Source organism: Nocardia cyriacigeorgica NBRC 100375 (assembly GCF_000308555.1).
Taxonomy (GTDB): Bacteria; Actinomycetota; Actinomycetes; order Mycobacteriales; family Mycobacteriaceae; genus Nocardia; species Nocardia cyriacigeorgica.
In genome coordinates this window covers 1-15,528 of the sequence record NZ_BAFY01000175.1, presented here as the reverse complement: position 1 = coordinate 15,528, position 15,528 = coordinate 1, and the positions used below count along the sequence as shown (strand labels likewise).

18 protein-coding genes and 1 pseudogene are annotated in these 15,528 nt (G+C 68.7%); 15 read left to right on the top strand and 4 right to left on the bottom strand.

Features of this window, described 5'->3' with window-relative positions; translation table 11 throughout:
* Positions 1-13: 13 nt before the first annotated feature.
* The 8 genes from RJ05_RS16825 to dprA all read left to right on the top strand — a co-directional run bounded on the left by RJ05_RS16825 (position 14) and on the right by dprA (position 7,151).
* Positions 14-883 carry a membrane protein gene (locus tag RJ05_RS16825; RefSeq protein ID WP_036538348.1) on the top strand — a complete coding sequence of 290 codons (870 nt, stop codon included), beginning with the start codon at positions 14-16 and terminating at the stop codon, positions 881-883.
* Positions 884-1,070: 187 nt separating this feature from the next.
* Positions 1,071-1,412: a 50S ribosomal protein L19 gene (gene rplS / locus RJ05_RS16820; protein ID WP_014352079.1), complete on the top strand. Its 342-nt coding sequence runs from the start codon at positions 1,071-1,073 to the stop codon at positions 1,410-1,412.
* A 114-nt stretch (positions 1,413-1,526) separates the two neighbouring features.
* Positions 1,527-2,324: a signal peptidase I gene (gene lepB, locus RJ05_RS16815; RefSeq protein WP_249040430.1), complete on the top strand. Its 798-nt coding sequence runs from the start codon at positions 1,527-1,529 to the stop codon at positions 2,322-2,324.
* A gap of 76 nt (positions 2,325-2,400) precedes the next feature.
* Complete coding sequence (locus RJ05_RS16810; RefSeq protein WP_051016649.1) at positions 2,401-3,198, top strand: ribonuclease HII; 798 nt, start codon at positions 2,401-2,403, stop codon at positions 3,196-3,198.
* A gap of 43 nt (positions 3,199-3,241) precedes the next feature.
* Positions 3,242-3,547 carry a DUF2469 domain-containing protein gene (locus RJ05_RS16805; protein WP_011210678.1) on the top strand — a complete coding sequence of 102 codons (306 nt, stop codon included), beginning with the start codon at positions 3,242-3,244 and terminating at the stop codon, positions 3,545-3,547.
* Between the two features lie 99 nt (positions 3,548-3,646).
* Complete coding sequence (locus RJ05_RS16800; protein ID WP_036538345.1) at positions 3,647-4,003, top strand: YraN family protein; 357 nt, start codon at positions 3,647-3,649, stop codon at positions 4,001-4,003.
* On the top strand, positions 4,003-5,511 hold the full coding sequence (locus tag RJ05_RS16795) for a YifB family Mg chelatase-like AAA ATPase (protein WP_036538343.1): 1,509 nt from the start codon (positions 4,003-4,005) through the stop codon (positions 5,509-5,511). Before RJ05_RS16800 ends, RJ05_RS16795 begins: the two co-directional genes overlap by 1 nt.
* Before the next feature lie 512 nt (positions 5,512-6,023).
* The gene (gene dprA / locus RJ05_RS16790) at positions 6,024-7,151 is read left to right on the top strand and encodes a DNA-processing protein DprA (RefSeq protein WP_036538380.1); all 1,128 of its coding nucleotides are present in this window, start codon (positions 6,024-6,026) and stop codon (positions 7,149-7,151) included.
* Positions 7,152-7,835: 684 nt separating this feature from the next.
* Here dprA and RJ05_RS16785 read toward each other — a convergent pair.
* Complete coding sequence (locus RJ05_RS16785) at positions 7,836-8,171, bottom strand: hypothetical protein (protein ID WP_138445498.1); 336 nt, start codon at positions 8,169-8,171, stop codon at positions 7,836-7,838.
* Positions 8,172-8,291: 120 nt separating this feature from the next.
* Here RJ05_RS16785 and RJ05_RS16780 point away from each other — a divergent pair, with 120 nt between their 5' ends.
* Genes RJ05_RS16780 through RJ05_RS16770 form a run of 3 tightly spaced genes read left to right on the top strand, consistent with a single transcriptional unit; the run spans position 8,292 to position 9,896 of the window.
* A complete protein-coding gene (locus RJ05_RS16780) occupies positions 8,292-9,215 on the top strand; it encodes a tyrosine recombinase XerC (RefSeq protein WP_036538340.1) in 924 nt (307 codons plus the stop codon).
* A 10-nt stretch (positions 9,216-9,225) separates the two neighbouring features.
* Positions 9,226-9,591, top strand: a complete 366-nt coding sequence (locus RJ05_RS16775) for a YidH family protein (RefSeq protein WP_051016646.1) — start codon at positions 9,226-9,228, stop codon at positions 9,589-9,591.
* The gene (locus RJ05_RS16770; protein ID WP_081597373.1) at positions 9,588-9,896 is read left to right on the top strand and encodes a DUF202 domain-containing protein; all 309 of its coding nucleotides are present in this window, start codon (positions 9,588-9,590) and stop codon (positions 9,894-9,896) included. The genes RJ05_RS16775 and RJ05_RS16770 overlap by 4 nt, the downstream gene beginning before the upstream one ends.
* 378 nt (positions 9,897-10,274) lie before the next feature.
* Here the strand turns inward: RJ05_RS16770 and RJ05_RS16765 are convergent, their stop codons facing one another.
* From RJ05_RS16765 to RJ05_RS30945, 3 genes are all read right to left on the bottom strand, one after another.
* Complete coding sequence (locus tag RJ05_RS16765; RefSeq protein ID WP_036538337.1) at positions 10,275-10,790, bottom strand: DUF1990 domain-containing protein; 516 nt, start codon at positions 10,788-10,790, stop codon at positions 10,275-10,277.
* A gap of 7 nt (positions 10,791-10,797) precedes the next feature.
* Complete coding sequence (locus RJ05_RS16760) at positions 10,798-11,316, bottom strand: M23 family metallopeptidase (RefSeq protein ID WP_051016648.1); 519 nt, start codon at positions 11,314-11,316, stop codon at positions 10,798-10,800.
* Positions 11,317-11,835: 519 nt separating this feature from the next.
* A complete protein-coding gene (locus RJ05_RS30945) occupies positions 11,836-12,267 on the bottom strand; it encodes a hypothetical protein (RefSeq protein ID WP_036538335.1) in 432 nt (143 codons plus the stop codon).
* A gap of 457 nt (positions 12,268-12,724) precedes the next feature.
* Here RJ05_RS30945 and rpsB point away from each other — a divergent pair, with 457 nt between their 5' ends.
* The 4 genes and pseudogenes from rpsB to RJ05_RS30940 form a co-directional block, all read left to right on the top strand.
* Complete coding sequence (gene rpsB, locus RJ05_RS16750; protein ID WP_036538333.1) at positions 12,725-13,558, top strand: 30S ribosomal protein S2; 834 nt, start codon at positions 12,725-12,727, stop codon at positions 13,556-13,558.
* A gap of 96 nt (positions 13,559-13,654) precedes the next feature.
* The gene (tsf, locus tag RJ05_RS16745) at positions 13,655-14,479 is read left to right on the top strand and encodes a translation elongation factor Ts (protein WP_036538332.1); all 825 of its coding nucleotides are present in this window, start codon (positions 13,655-13,657) and stop codon (positions 14,477-14,479) included.
* Positions 14,480-14,674: 195 nt separating this feature from the next.
* Complete coding sequence (gene pyrH, locus RJ05_RS16740) at positions 14,675-15,403, top strand: UMP kinase (protein ID WP_036538330.1); 729 nt, start codon at positions 14,675-14,677, stop codon at positions 15,401-15,403.
* Positions 15,404-15,454: 51 nt separating this feature from the next.
* Positions 15,455-15,528, top strand: a pseudogene (locus RJ05_RS30940) (ribosome recycling factor); the annotation flags it as partial.

Here is a 15,528-nt window from a genome sequence, read left to right as displayed (position 1 = left end):
AGCGGGGGCAGGCATGCGGCGATGGCTCGACGACGATGTGATCGCACAGGGCAGGCTCCCGCTGCTGTGCTTCCTGCTCGGCTTCATCCTCGGCTTCCTGATGATCCGGGTCAGCGTACGGCTGATCCGGGCTCAGGTCCGCTGGTGGCCGGGAAACCTGCGCGCCGGCGACACCCATATCCACCACATGGTGTTCGGGGTCATCCTGGTGCTGACCTCGGGTATCGGGATGATCAGCACCTTCGACGACGGCAGCAGCGCCACCGGTGCGCTGCTGGCGGCCCTCTTCGGCGTGGGCGCGGCGCTGGTGCTCGACGAATTCGCGCTGATCTACTACCTGCGCGATGTGTACTGGGAGGAACAGGGACGCACCTCCGTCGACGCGGTGTTCGTCGCACTGGCCGTCACCGGATTGCTGCTGCTGGGTTTCCACCCGCTGTGGCTGCTCGACATCAACGACTTCCGCCACGATCCCAGCGCCGCGGCCAGGGCGCTGGTCGTGCTGTTCGCGGTGGTGAACCTGATCCTGGCGGCCATCGTGATCGCCAAGGGCAAGATCTGGACCGGCCTGTTCGGCATGTTCTTCCTGCCGTTGCTGGTCGTGGGCGCGCTGCGGTTGAGCCGGCCCGGCGCGCCGTGGGCCCGGTGGCGCTACGGCGACCGGCGCAGGCTGATGTACCGGGCCATCGTGCGGGAGCGGCGCTATCGACGTCCGGTGATCCGCGCCAAGATCTTCGTTCAGGACCTGGTGGCGGGCAAGCCGGACGTCGAACACGTGCGCTCGGCCGCCGAGGCGGAACTCCAGCGCACCGTCGTCCCTGCGCCACCGGCGCCGCACCGGCACCACGCGCTGTGGTCGCACGAGCACGACACGCCGCGCTGAACGGGGCGAGTAGGGTGTGGTGCAGCCAGGGCGCACCGGCCGATTTCCGACCCGCCGCTCCCATCTGGCACAATGCACAGGTTGCCCTGGGCGATATCTGCCCCGGCGCACCCCTTATTCGGAGCATGAACCGGTAGAGCACGTGCCGCCAGGTTCCTCTGTTCGCGCGAACTCCAGAAGGATGAACATGAACACCCTTGACTTCGTCGACGAGAAGTCGCTGCGCAGCGATGTCCCCGAGTTCCGGCCCGGTGACACCCTCAATGTGCACGTGAAGGTCATCGAAGGCTCGAAGGAGCGCATCCAGGTCTTCAAGGGCGTCGTCATCCGGCGCCAGGGTGGCGGTATCCGCGAGACCTTCACCGTCCGCAAGGTGTCGTTCGGTGTCGGTGTGGAGCGCACCTTCCCGGTGCACAGCCCCAACATCGACCACATCGACGTGGTGACCCGTGGTGATGTCCGCCGCGCCAAGCTGTACTACCTGCGCGACCTGCGTGGCAAGGCCGCCAAGATCAAGGAAAAGCGCTGAGCTGCTGCTCCGCGCCGCTACGCCGGTCCCGCCCGGAGCGGTAGTAGCGCACAGAAATTCCCGGATAGCCCGGCACCGCACGCTTTCTCGCGGTGCCGGGCTAATCTGTTCGGCGTGGCAGACGAGAGTGGGCCGGTGACCGTGCCCGGTGCAGACGACGGGCAACCGCAGGGACGTCGCGCACGGCGCGACCGGCGCGGACGCAAGGACAAGAAACAGCGGCCCTTCTGGCAGGAACTGCCGATCCTGCTGGTCATCGCGGCCGTTATCGCTGCTCTGATGGTGACCTTCGTCGGACGCCCGTACGTCATCCCGTCCCAGTCGATGGAACCCACCCTGCACGGCTGCGCCGGCTGCACCGGAGACCGCATCTACGTGCAGAAACTCAGCTACTACTGGGGCGAGCCGAAGCCCGGGGACGTCGTCGTGTTCGTCGGCCCCGACTCCTGGAACACCCACTATCGCTCCATCCGCTCGGACAACCCGGTGGTGCGCGGAGTGCAGAACTTCTTCTCCTTCTTCGGCCTCGTCCCGCCCGATGAGAACGACCTGGTCAAGCGCGTGATCGCGGTCGGCGGGCAGACGGTCGAATGCTGCGATCCGCAGGGCCGGGTGATGGTCGACGGCAAACCGCTCGACGAGCCCTACGTCGAAGACGACTTCCCGTGGGTCCCCGGTGAGAAGAACGCCTCCTACCCGGTGGGTCGCGTTTTCGGCCCGGTCACCGTCCCCGAAGGGCACCTGTGGGTGATGGGCGACAACCGCAACGAATCCGCCGATTCCCGTGCCCACGTCGGCGACGAACTCCAGGGCACCGTGCCCGTGGACAACGTCCGCGGCAAGGCGGTGTTCAAGATCTGGCCGCCCGGACGCATCGGCCCGGTCCGAGCACAGGATCCGCAAACCAACTGATGGCTGATCGCGCGATAATCGGTCTGTGGGCTGTGTGGACCGGATCGACCTGCACGACTGGGCGGCGGTGACGCCGATGGCCCGAACTCAGCGTCGCCTGCCGAGCGTGGAACGCGTCAGCTGGCCGCCGCGGGTGGTCATGCGCAAGGCCGGGGGGCTGCGCACGCTCGAAGCGGCCCTCAACCGCAGTGGCCTCGGTCCGGTCGCCGGGGTCGACGAGGCCGGACGCGGTCCGAGTGCGGGACCGCTCGTGGTCGCGGCGTGCGTGTTGTCGTCCAAGGCGCATGACGCGCTGGCCGGGCTCGACGATTCGAAGAAACTCACCGAGGCCGCCCGCGAGGAGCTGTACCCGGTGATCACCCGGCTGGCGCTGGCCTGGCATGTGGTGGTGATCCCGGCATGGGAGATCGACGCGATCGGCATCCATGTCGCCAACCTCGAGGGCATGCGCCGCGCGGTCGCCGGGCTCGGTCGCCCCCCAGGCTATGTGCTCACCGACGGATTCCGGGTGCCGGGCATCCCGGTGCCGTCGCTGCCTGTGGTGGGTGGCGACGCGACCGCGGCCTGTATCGCGGCCGCGAGCGTGCTCGCCAAGGTCACCCGCGACCGAATGATGGTCGAGCTGGATCAGCGGCTGCCCGGCTACGGTTTCGCCGCCCACAAGGGCTACAACACGCCCGAGCACAATGCCGCCTTGCGGCAGCTCGGACCGTGTGCCGAACACCGGCGTTCCTGGCGGAATGTGCGCGAGCACGAGCCCGCGGGGGCGGGCGGTAGGCGGGTACGGCACGAGGTGGTGGTGTCCTCCGGTTCGGTCATCGTGGATCAGGTCACGTCCGACCGACTGGCTACCGAAGCGTTACATACGCGATGATGTCAGGACACGCAGTGTCGCGAGAAGGAGGACGTCCCACCCGATGAGCGCCGAGGACCTCGAGAAGTACGAAACCGAGATGGAGTTGTCCCTGTACCGCGAGTACAAGGACATCGTCGGTCAGTTCTCGTACGTGGTGGAGACGGAACGTCGCTTCTACCTGGCCAATTCCGTGGAATTGCGCCCGCAGAACGCCGATGGCGAGGTGTATTTCGAGGTCCGGATGAGCGATGCCTGGGTCTGGGACATGTACCGGCCCGCCCGCTTCGTCAAGCACGTCCGGGTGATCACCTTCAAAGACGTCAATATCGAGGAGCTGGAGAAGCCGGACCTGCGGTTACCGGAGTAGCGCCGCCATAGTGATCCACAGGCCCGGGTTATCCCCAGGGTTTCTGTTTCCCCAGGTGAGCGGTCTGGCGCGGGACGGCTGGCACCGCATGCTGACCGGGTGGCACACAACTTGGCGCTCGGCGCACACGGGGAAGACCTGGCGGCACGGTACTTGGAAGCCGCGGGCATGGACATCGTCTGCCGGAACTGGCGATGCCGCTACGGCGAACTGGACCTGATCGCCCGCGAAGGCGACATCACGGCGTTCATCGAGGTGAAGACCAGAGCCGGACTCACGTTCGGTACACCCGCCGAGGCGGTGACCTTCACCAAACGCCAACGAATCCGCAGACTGGCCCTGCTGTGGCTGGCCGAACAGGACGGCCCCTGGCAGCGCATCCGCTTCGACGTCGTCTCGGTCCTGGTGAGCCGTGAGCGCGAACCGGTGATCGAACACCTGAAAGCGGTGTTCTGATGGCCTTGGGGCGGGCCTGTTCGGTCGCGGTGAGCGGCGTGGACGGCCAGCTGGTGGAGATCGAGGCCGATATCGGTCAGGGGCTGCCGTCGGTGCACCTGGTCGGATTACCCGACACCTCGCTGCAGGAATCGCGCGACCGGGTGCGGGCCGCGGTCGCCAACTCCGGTGAGAAATGGCCCGACGGGCGGGTGATCCTCGCGCTGTCGCCTGCCACGCTTCCGAAGGTCGGCTCGGTGTACGACCTGGCCTTGGCCGCGGCGGTCATGGATGCCTCCGACGCCATCCCGTCCAAGAAGCTCGAACACACCGTACTGCTGGGCGAACTGGCCCTGGACGGGCGCGTCCGGCGGGTGCGCGGCATCCTGCCCGCGGTACTCGCCGCCAGGAAAGCGGGATGGGCGACGGTGGTCGTGCCGGAAACCGCGTTACCGGAGGCCGGGCTGGTCGACGGCATCGAGGTGCTCGGTGCGGCGACGCTGCGGTGCGCCCTGGCGTGGCTACGTGGCGAAGCGGCCCTGGTCGAACCCGATCGTGACCTGCCCGAGCAGCCCCGCGTCATCGGAGATCTCAGTGAGGTCGTCGGGCAGCACGAGGCGCGCTGGGCACTGGAGGTGGCCGCGGCGGGCGGGCATCACATCCTGTTGACCGGGCCACCTGGCATCGGAAAGACGATGCTGGCGCAGCGGCTACCGGGATTGTTGCCGCCGCTGACGGAGGCCGAAGCCCTCGAGGTGACCGCGATCCACTCCGTCGCGGGCACCTTGTCCGGCGACCATCCGCTGATCACGATGCCGCCGTTCGTCGCGCCCCACCACTCCACCTCCGCGACCGCGATGGTCGGCGGTGGGTCGGGTTCCGCGCGGCCCGGTGCCGTCAGTCGGGCCCATCGCGGGGTGCTGTTTCTCGACGAATGCGCCGAAATCGGCACGAAGGTGCTCGAGGCGATGCGGACGCCACTGGAGGAGGGCGAGGTGCGCATCGCCCGCCGCGACGGTGTGGCACGGTATCCGGCGCGGTTTCAACTGATGCTGGCGGCCAACCCCTGCCCGTGTGCGCCGGCTCGTGACGTCGACTGCATCTGCGCCCCGCTGGCCCGGCGTCGCTATCTGGGCAAACTGTCCGGGCCCTTGATGGATCGGATCGATATCTGGGTGCAGATGTACGGGATGGCGGGCGGCACTTTCGGCGCCGAGGAATCCGAGAGCAGCGCCACGGTCCGAGAACGGGTGACGGTCGCACGCCGGGCCGCCGCACACCGCTGGCGGGAATTCGGGTGGCTCACCAATGCCGAGGTTCCCGGACATGTGCTGCGGCAACGTTTTCGACTGCCGCCGGAGGTCACGGCGCCGGTCGAAGCCGGGTTGCGAATGGGCAGGCTGTCGGCGCGCGGGGCGGACCGCGCGATCAGAGTGGCCTGGACGATCTGCGATCTACGTGGCGGCGACGTACCGAGCTCGCAGGATGTCATGCAAGCGTTGAACTTCCGGCAGCGGGGCGCGCAGTGAACGCGGCAAGCTCCGGCGAGCACAGCGCCGCGGCCCGCATCGCGGTCTCACCATGTCCTCCGGCGCTCGGCCAGGACAGTCTCGATGAAGCCCTCGCCGTCGCGCCGTGTTCGGCGGCGCCCGGTCTGAATGGCCGCGACGACGTCGGCGTTGCGGTTGCATCATGCTCCGCGGCGCTCAGTGCGGGAGGTCGCGAGAGGGCGGGTGTGGCGGATGCGTTGTGCTCTGTTGTGGATGGTCGCGATGGGGTTGCGTCGTGCGCTGCGGTGCTCGGTGCGGATGGTCGCGAGGGGGCCGGTGTGGCGGATGCGTTGTGCTCTGTTGCGGATGGTCGCGATGGGGCCGCGCCGTGCGCTGCCGTGCTCGGTGCGGGAGGTCGCGAAAAGGCCGGCGTTGTGGTTACGGCAGCTTCTGCGATCGAGGGGGTGGACGGTCGCGATGAGGTCGGCGTTGCGGTTGCGTCGTGCTCGGCCGGGCTCGGTCCGGGAAGCCGCGATGAGGCCGAGCAACGGCTGCTGGCCTGGGTGTATCTGTCGCGCGTCGTGCTTGGCCCCTGCGCGCCCCTGACGGCGTTGATCGACTCGGTAGGGGTGCTGGAAGCCGCCCGGGCGGTGCGGGAATGCCGGCTGCCGCAGGTGTTGCGGGCGGCGACGGAGACTCGGCGTGCGGTCGACCTCGCCGCCGAGGACGTCGACCGCATCCGGCGGCTGGGCGGGCGGGTGGTGACACCCGAGGATCCGGAGTGGCCGGCGTGGCGGTTGCTCGGTCTGCGTCAGCTCGAGCCCGGGCGCGATGCCGATGGGGCGGTGCCGCTGGTGTTGTGGGTACGCGGGCCTGTCTCGCTGCTCGGCGCCAGTGAACGAGCGCTTGCCGTGGTGGGTGCGCGGTGCAGTACCGGCTACGGCGATCGCGCCACGGGGGAGATCGCCGGCGCGCTCGCGGCCAAGGGCTGGACCATCGTCTCCGGCGCCGCCTTCGGTATCGACGCCATGGCCCACCGCGCCGCGCTGGCGGTCGGCGGGACGACGATCGCGGTCCTGGCCTGCGGTGTGGACCGGCCGTACCCGGCCCAGCATGACCGGCTGATCGCCCAGATCGCCGAAACCGGGCTGGTGGTCAGCGAATATCCGCCCGGCACCGTCGCCCGCAAACACCACTTCCTGGCGCGCAACCGGCTGGTGGCGTCGCTGGCCGACGGAGTGGTGGTGATCGAGGCGGGGCTGCGTAGCGGGGCGCGCAATACCGTCAAATGGGCTCGCCGCCTTGGGCGTCCGGCGCTGGCCGTTCCCGGGCCGATCACCTCGGCCTCCTCGGTGGGCTGCCACCGGATGATCCGCGAGGGCGAGGCCCTGCTGGTCACCAGCGCCGAAGAGGTCATCGATGAAGCCGGTCCACTGCGTCTGTCGCTTCCGGCCGAGAAGGCCACCGATCCGGGCGACGAACTCGCCGGCGATCAGCAGCTGGTGTATGCCGCGCTACCAGCGGCCGGTTCGCGTGTGCCGAACGAACTGGCCACCCGCACCTCGCTACCGGTGGCCACGGTGCGAGCCGTACTGGCCGAACTCGAGCTGGCCGGATTGGTAGGTCTCGGTGGAGAGGGGTGGTACCGCGTCGGCTTCGAGCCGCCGGGAATCAGATGACCGTTCAGCGCTTGCCTATCCAAAGGTTCCCCCGGACGGCGGGCCAGGCGGTCTTTTCGCCATGCGGCGCCGGTCGCGCGGTTAGCACAACGCCCCACCGCGTATTCGGATAGCGACTCCGCCGCTAGCCTTGGCCGGGTCGCGATTATGCCGCCACGTCCGCCCGGGTCGCGACTGTGCCGCCACGCTCGATCGGGTCGCGATTATGTCGCCATGCTTGGCCGGGTGGCGACTATCTCGCCATGTTCGGCCCGGTCGCGATTACGCTGCAACGCTCGATCGGGTCGCGATTATGTCGCCGTGCTTGGCCGGGGCGCGATCATGCCGCCGCCCTTGGCCGGGTCGCGATTACGCCGCCACGCTCGATCGGTAGCGACCAGGCCGCCATCCTCGGCAGGCTCGGCAGGGGTCAGGCCTGGCGCCGACGGGTGCCGGCGCCGGATGTGCTGTCGTGCGTCGGAACCGACGAAACGGCGGGTTGCGCGCGACTTCTGCTGCGCAGCTGGGCATCGGACTGGTTCGCACGCTCGGCGCAGGGACGGTTTGCCTCGGGCGGCCCGCCGAGCGGCGGCAGCGGTCAGGTGGCGGCGAGTAGGGCCCGGACGACGAGTGCGGCGGTGCTCCCGGGGCGACCGAGAACACCGCCACGAAATGCTCGCCGTTAGAACAACCGGCGAGTCCGAGTCACTCGATCCGGACCGAGGATCCGTAAGTGTCGACGTCCGTGCCGGGGTCCACCTCTTCGTTCATCCCGCCGCGGCAGCCGGCGTGCAGATAGACGATGACCGGCCTGTCGGTCTCATTCACCAGGTGGATCCGGGCGGGCCGGTCGTGCACAGCGATGCAGCCGGTGGGATTCTCATGCTCGGTGCCATTGATGACGAGGAATCCCTCGGCACCGGAGGCGGTCCCGGCCGCAGTGAGGATCAGTGTTCCTGCGACAGCACACACAGTTGCGATATGACGCACGGGTAGTCCCTTTCTGTGAGCATCGGTGAATCGACTGATCGAACCGGGCAATCTTCGCAGTTCGGACGCCAGAGTTCTCGTAACTGGCACCCCGAGCAGGCAAAACGGGTTGTGAGCGGGGAGGCGGCGCGCCGACTTGCCAACATCGGTGTCGCGGGTGACGGTGGAACGATGGACGCGCTGCCCGAAGACCTGGAGGAATTGCTGGCCGAATACGGGCGCAACCTCCGGCTGGGAAGCAACCGCTCGCCGCACACCGTGCGCGCCTATCTCGCCGACGCGCGGTCGTTGCTGACACATCTGGTCGCCCGCTCGTCGGATTCGTCGGTGCGAGAACTGGATCTGGCGTTGTTGCGTTCCTGGCTCGCCGCGCAATCCGCTGCGGGCGCCGCAAGGACCACGATGGCGCGCCGCTCGTCGTCGGCCCGCACCTTCACCGCCTGGCTGACCAGGACCGGACGCTTGGGCATCGACCCCGGACTGCGGCTCGGCTCGCCGAAAGCGCATCGCATACTTCCGGCCGTCCTGGGAAAACAGCAGGCCGCCGCGGTGATGGACGCCGCGGAATCCGGTGCGCTACAGCGTGATCCGATGGCGCTGCGGGACCGGCTCATCGTCGAGCTGCTGTATTCGACCGGGATACGGGTCAGCGAACTCTGCGGGCTCGATATCGATGATGTGGACCGGGAACGCCGGCTGGTGCGAGTCCTGGGCAAAGGCAACAAAGAACGCGCGGCCCCGTTCGGCGCCCCGGCCGACGATGCGATCGGCAATTGGCTGCGTTTCGGCCGCCCGGATCTCGCCACCGCCGAATCCGGCCGCGCCCTCTTACTGGGTCGCCGCGGCCGCCGTCTCGACCCCCGCCAGGCCAGAACCGCGGTGCACGAGGTGATTTCGGCCATTCCCGGCGCACCGGACATGGCACCGCACGGTCTGCGCCACACCGCGGCCACCCACCTGCTCGAAGGCGGCGCCGATCTGCGTGTCGTCCAGGAACTACTCGGCCACGCCAGTATGGCCACCACGCAGCTCTACACCCACGTCTCCGTAGAACGGTTGAAGAAGGTGCACGACCAGGCACATCCCCGCGCGTGAGAGGGCCACCATGACCCTGCCGAATCCGGACGCCGAATCCGACGATGACGAGGAGGAGATCGACTACCGCTTCACCCTCGCCAACGAACGGACCTTTCTGGCGTGGATGCGCACCTCGCTCGGCCTGCTCGCGGGCGGCGTCGCCGTACACACCCTCGTGCAACCGTTCCACCTGGCCGGATTCCGGCGCGCGATCGTGCTGTGCTGTCTGGCTCTGGCCTTCGTGCTCGCCGTCGGCGCATACGGTCATTGGCGTCGCGTCGGTGATGCCATGCGACGGGGAGGTGCACTGCCCGGCACGGTTCTGGTACCGATCCTGTCCGCCGGGATCACCATCATCGCGCTGCTCGCTTGCATTGCGGTGTTACTGCGATGACGCGTTCAGGCCTGGCCGCAGAGCGCACGGCACTGGCGTGGCGCCGCAGCTCCCTGGGCGCCACTGCAGTGACGATGCTGCTTCTGAATGTCGCTGTCGCCGACGGCTGGCGCGCCACCTCGATCGCCCCGCTCGCCGCCGCACTCACCATGGCGGTACTAGCAGTGGTCGGCACCCTGCGCAGCCACGATCTGCGCCACGGGCGCAACAGGCACGGCACCCTCGCGATTCGGCTGGCTATGGCGTCCACCGCGCTCACTGCGCTGGTCGCGGTGGTGATCGGCATGACGCATCCGATCCGCTAGCGAGCGCCGCATACTCCGCCCCGGATCGGGCTGGGCCGTCCCGGATCGGGCTGCGTCGTCCCGGATCGGGCTGCGTCGTCCCGGATCGGGCTGCGTCGTCCCGGATCGGACTGCGCCGCCCCGCATCGGACCACGCGGCGCCGCACCCGGCCCCGTCCATCGTGCGCCGCTGCATCGCACCGCATTACGATGCGCTGCATCGCGCCGTCTCTGCCCGCGCTGCACCGGATTGCGCCGGACCGTTGCGCCGGCGTGCGGCTCGCGCGTAGCCGCGCCGTTCGCCATTGCGCTGCACCTCGTGGTGTGCGGCGGCGACCTAGGGTCGGCCCTCCCCAACGCACGCAGTACACGCCGACGGGCGCGCGACAGGGCAGGGCACTAGGCGGAACTCGGCAGGGCGTCGATGTATTTACCCGCGATGACGCGCTGGACGACGCGGGCCAGCGGACCACCGAGGCGGGTGTACCAGGTGGCGCCGCGAGAGAATGCCGTGACGATGCCGTAGACGCTGTCGTCGGACGGGTCGTGTTCGACCGCGAACAGTTCCTCTCCGGACTCGGGGTGGCCGGGGAGGGTGCCGTAGGCGAAGCCGCGGCGGTTGGGCTCGTCCAGCACGTAGACGACGCGGCATGGGGCGGTGATCGCCAACGGGCCGATACCCAGGCGCACCGTGAGCAGGGCCCCCGGTTCGGCGGTCGGGGTGCTCGCGGTGTGGAAGATGCCGGTTCCGCGCTGCATGCGATAGGCGTTGACCGCGTCGCCGGCGAGGTCGAACAGCGCCCGGCCGTGGCCGATTCGCCTGCGCAGCGAGAACTGGTGATAGCCGGCTGGAAGCGGGCCTTTCGTGGCACCGACCTCGGCGTAGGTGAAGGGTGCGTCTTCCGGGTTCTGCATGCCTCGATCATGGCCGGTGCACCGCCGGCGGGGAAGTTGCCCGCACCGGCTTCAACCGCAGTGGGCCCAGCTGCAACAGTCCGAGCGGATCCAGGTATTCGCGCCTGCCCCGGCCATTCGACTCGCGGCGCAGACCCCAGTGCAGACACGCCGCTGCCGCGCAACCGTCGTGCCCGGCCTCCAGTACCCCGATCCGGCTGCCCCGCCCCACCCGACGGCCGACCGGAACTTCGGCCACCACCGGCTCGTAGGTGGTGCGCAGCCCGCCCGAGTGATCGATCGATACCACGGGCTTGCCCGCCACCGAGCCCGCGAACACGACAACGCCGTCGCCCGCCGCGAGCACCGGCTGCCCCGGCGAACCCGCCAGATCTACGCCGCGATGCCCTGCCAGCCAGTCCTGCGGCGGCTTCTCGAATCTTCGCTCCACGGTGGGCCGCGGCCGCAACGGCCAGTCGAAACGCGTGGACGGTGCCGCGCCCGCCACCGTCCCACCCGCCGCGAGCAGCGCCCCGGCCAGCAGCAGCGAAGCCAACTGCCCGGCCGCTTCTTGGGTGCGTCGCTGCCTGGCTGCTTCTTGGGTGCCGCGTTGCCTGGCTGCTTCTTGGATGCGTCGTTGCCTGGCTGCTTCCTGGGAGCCTTGCTGCCCGGCCGCCATGCGGGAGCGTGGCAGATAGCGCGGCACCCGGGGGCGCTGCCCTGGCGGCACCTGTGTACGCGGCTGCCTGGTCGGCATGTGAGAACCCACCAGCGCAGTCGGAACCGGGGCGCCGAGCCGCCTGGTCGGGGAGCTGTCGGCCAGCCGCCCGGCCCAACCTGTGATCGCAGCTGCCGGGTGGGGAGCTGGGAACGTAGTCGCTGGTTCGGCACCTGCGTTCGCGGCTGTGTGGTCAGCACCTGCGAAGACGGACGCCCGGCCGTTGCCTACAGGCATGGCTGCCGGGTCAGTGACGGGGTGTGACTGCCGGGGCCGCACCCGAGAAGCCAGGCGCTCGGCTACCCATAACCAACCCAGCCCGTTCACACCCGCGCGCCTCATCGGCGCTCATCGTGATCCGGAGGGGGTGCGGGGCAGCGGCGCTGTGCGCACCAATTCCCGCAGCAACGGCCCGAGCGCACAGGCCGATCCGCTGCTGATCGCAGCGCACCCTTCGGGTTGGCGGTGTCGTGGCGCGGCCGCCACTTCACCATCGGGAGCGGTCGCGACGAACAGCCCGACCAACAGGCCCAACGGCAGCAGGCCCGACAGCAGCCTGCGCACGATTCGGGCGCCACCGGCGTTGCGCGAGCCGCCGGCGTCGGCCGACCATCGGCCCGGCACCGCGCTGCGTCCGGCGCTACCGCTGTGCGTGGCGGCACTGCTGGGCGTGGCGGCACTGCTGAGCGTGGCGGCACTGCTGGGCGTGGCGGCACTGCTGGGCGTGGCGGCACCGCTGGCCATGGCGGCATCGCTGGGCGCGGTGCTACCGCCGGCCACGCCGCTACCGCCGGGCGGTGGTGCAACAGCGGCGGGCGGCTGGACAGACCGCAGAGATTGGGCGGGGGAGAAACCACAGGGAGGTGTCATGGCTCAACAGTGGCGTGCTCGGGAGGCGCCGAACAGCCCCGATCCGCCAACTGTGCACAACTCGAACTGATGTGGATAAACACCCTTTCACCAGGGCGATTTCAATGGTGGTGATCCACGCCGTAGACTGTTCGCGCGGTCTGTGTTTCCCATGGACCGACTTCGCGCGCCACCGTGCTCGTTCGTATGGCGCTGATCGATCCGGCCGCACTTCGCGAGAAGTGTGCTCGGTCGCGCCAGCGCAGCAATGGACGGGGAATCGTCGGCTGGTCCCGATCACGAGATCGGGTCCGGCGGTTCGGGGCGCCAGGGCAGCAGGCCGCCGGCGTGCTGCGTCAACCGGCAACGAAAGAGAGATACGGGAGCTATGGCTGTCGTAACAATGAAGCAGCTGCTCGACAGCGGCGCACACTTCGGGCACCAGACCCGCCGCTGGAACCCGAAGATGAAGCGGTTCATCTTCACCGACCGCAACGGCATCTACATCATCGACCTGCAGCAGACGCTGACCTACATCGACAAGGCCTACGAGTTCGTCAAGGAGACCGTCGCCCACGGCGGCACCGTGCTCTTCGTCGGCACCAAGAAGCAGGCCCAGGAGTCGATCGCGGCCGAGGCCACTCGCGTCGGGATGCCCTACGTCAACCAGCGCTGGCTGGGTGGCATGCTCACCAACTTCTCCACCGTGCACAAGCGCCTGCAGCGCCTCAAGGAGCTCGAGGCCATGGAGCAGACCGGTGGCTTCGAGGGTCGCACCAAGAAGGAAATCCTCATGCTCACGCGTGAGATGAACAAGCTGGACCGCACCCTCGGCGGTATCCGCGACATGCAGAAGGTGCCCTCGGCCATCTGGGTCGTCGACACCAACAAGGAGCACATCGCCGTCGGCGAGGCCCGCAAGCTGAACATCCCGGTCATCGCGATCCTGGACACCAACTGCGATCCCGACCTGGTCGACTACCCGATCCCGGGTAACGACGACGCGATCCGGTCGGCCGCGCTGCTGACCAAGGTGGTCGCCTCGGCCGTCGCCGAGGGCGTGCAGGCCCGTGCCGGCCGCGCCGCCGGTGACGACAAGCCCGAGGCGGGCGCGGGCGAGCCGCTGGCCGAGTGGGAGCAGGAGCTGCTGGCGCAGGCCGCCCCCGCCGCCGAGGCTCCCGCCGCCGAGGCCGCTCAGACCGAGACCCCGGCCGAGGCCTGAGTTTCGTCACTCGCTGTTCCAGTGGCGGCCACCTGGCACTGCCATCGTGGCCGCCACTGCCCGGTACCTAACCTTTTCGAAGGAGGCTCGCCCCCGATGGCGAACTACACCGCCGCTGACGTGAAGCGGCTCCGGGAGCTGACCGGCTCCGGGATGATGGACTGCAAGAACGCGCTGGCCGAGACCGACGGTGATTTCGACAAGGCCGTCGAGCTGCTGCGCATCAAGGGCGCCAAGGACGTCGGCAAGCGCGCCGAGCGCACCACGGCCGAAGGCCTGGTCGTCGCCAAGGACGGCGTCATGGTCGAGATCAACTCCGAGACCGACTTCGTCGCCAAGAACGCCGAATTCCAGGGGCTGGCCGACCAGATCGTCACCGCCGCGGCGGCCGCCAAGCCGGCCGATCTGGAGGCGCTGAAGGCGCTGGACCTTGGCGGCAAGACCGTCGATGCCGCGGTGCAGGAGCTGGCCGCCAAGATCGGCGAGAAGCTGGAGCTGCGCCGGGTTGTCTCCTTCGACGGCCCGGTCGCCACCTACCTGCACAAGCGGGCCTCCGACCTGCCGCCGGCCGTCGGTGTGCTGATCGAGTACACCGGTTCCGGTGACGCCGCCGCTGAGGCCGCGCGCGCCGCCGCCATGCAGGTTGCCGCCCTCAAGGCCAAGTACGTTACCCGCGACGAGGTTCCGGCCGACATCGTGGAGAACGAGCGCCGCATCGCCGAGCAGACCGCTCGCGAGGAAGGCAAGCCCGAGGCCGCGCTGCCGAAGATCACCGAGGGCCGCGTCAACGGCTTCTTCAAGGACGTCGTTCTGCTCGAGCAGGCGTCGGTCACCGATTCGAAGAAGACCGTCAAGGCTCTGCTGGACGAGGCCGGTGTCACCGTGACCCGCTTCGCCCGGTTCGAGGTCGGCGCGAGCTAGAGCCCTCGCGCACAAGAGCGAGAAGGCCCCTCGTCGCACCGATGATCCGGTCGACGGGGGGCCTTCTGCTGCCGCTCCAACCGAATAAGGCAGGATAGGGACGCTCTGCGTTGCCGACTGCCCGATGCCGCCGGGCCCGGATCCCGGGCAGGCGCCAGCCGAGAAGATGCCGATCGCCGAAGGAGACCCAGACCGATGACCGACCCGGGGACCGACCGCCCAGGATATCGCCGGGTACTGCTGAAACTCGGCGGTGAGATGTTCGGCGGCGGCAAGGTGGGGCTCGATCCGGACGTCGTCCAGACGGTGGCCGAGCAGATCGCCGAGATCGTCGCGACCGGCGTGCAGGTGGCCGTGGTGATCGGTGGCGGCAACTTCTTCCGCGGTGCCGAACTCGAAGAGCGCGGCATGGAGCGGGCCCGCTCCGATTACATGGGCATGCTCGGCACCGTGATGAACAGCCTTGCGCTGCAGGACTTCCTGCAGAAGCAGGGCATCGATACACGGGTGCAGACCGCGATCACCATGGGCCAGGTCGCCGAGCCCTATCTGCCGTTGCGCGCCAAGCGGCACTTGGAGAAGGGCCGCGTGGTGATCTTCGGCGCCGGTATGGGCATGCCGTATTTCTCCACCGACACCACCGCGGCGCAGCGTGCGCTGGAGATCGGCGCCGATGTGGTGCTGATGGCCAAGGCCGTCGACGGTGTGTTCACCGCCGACCCACGGGTCGATCCAGCGGCCACGATGTACACCGAGATCACCCATAAAGAGGCGATCGAACGCGACCTCAAGGTCGCCGACGCCACGGCCTTCAGCCTGTGCATGGACAACCAGATGCCGATCCTGGTGTTCAATTTGTTGACCAAGGGCAATATCGCCCGGGCTGTCGCCGGTGAGAAGATCGGCACATTGGTTCGTTCCTGACCCCGCGAGCCCGCGGATCATGACGATGACGACGCTGTGGAGGAAACGGTCGTGATTGAAGAAGCGCTCTTCGACGCCGAGGAGAAGATGGAGAAGGCCGTCTCGGTGGCGAAGGACGATCTCGG

Excerpts from the sequence above, each read along its gene's own strand:
- RJ05_RS16810 (WP_051016649.1), top strand. The coding sequence starts at position 2,401 with ATGGCCCGAACTCAGCGTCGCCTGCCGAGCGTGGAACGCGTCAGCTGG.
- tsf (WP_036538332.1), top strand. The coding sequence starts at position 13,655 with ATGGCGAACTACACCGCCGCTGACGTGAAGCGGCTCCGGGAGCTGACC.
- rplS (WP_014352079.1), top strand. The coding sequence starts at position 1,071 with ATGAACACCCTTGACTTCGTCGACGAGAAGTCGCTGCGCAGCGATGTC.
- RJ05_RS16770 (WP_081597373.1), top strand. The coding sequence starts at position 9,588 with ATGACGCGTTCAGGCCTGGCCGCAGAGCGCACGGCACTGGCGTGGCGC.
- rpsB (WP_036538333.1), top strand. The coding sequence starts at position 12,725 with ATGGCTGTCGTAACAATGAAGCAGCTGCTCGACAGCGGCGCACACTTC.
- RJ05_RS16765 (WP_036538337.1), bottom strand. The coding sequence starts at position 10,790 with ATGCAGAACCCGGAAGACGCACCCTTCACCTACGCCGAGGTCGGTGCC.
- RJ05_RS16805 (WP_011210678.1), top strand. The coding sequence starts at position 3,242 with ATGAGCGCCGAGGACCTCGAGAAGTACGAAACCGAGATGGAGTTGTCC.
- RJ05_RS16775 (WP_051016646.1), top strand. The coding sequence starts at position 9,226 with ATGACCCTGCCGAATCCGGACGCCGAATCCGACGATGACGAGGAGGAG.
- RJ05_RS16780 (WP_036538340.1), top strand. The coding sequence starts at position 8,292 with ATGGACGCGCTGCCCGAAGACCTGGAGGAATTGCTGGCCGAATACGGG.
- pyrH (WP_036538330.1), top strand. The coding sequence starts at position 14,675 with ATGACCGACCCGGGGACCGACCGCCCAGGATATCGCCGGGTACTGCTG.
- RJ05_RS16825 (WP_036538348.1), top strand. The coding sequence starts at position 14 with ATGCGGCGATGGCTCGACGACGATGTGATCGCACAGGGCAGGCTCCCG.
- RJ05_RS16795 (WP_036538343.1), top strand. The coding sequence starts at position 4,003 with ATGGCCTTGGGGCGGGCCTGTTCGGTCGCGGTGAGCGGCGTGGACGGC.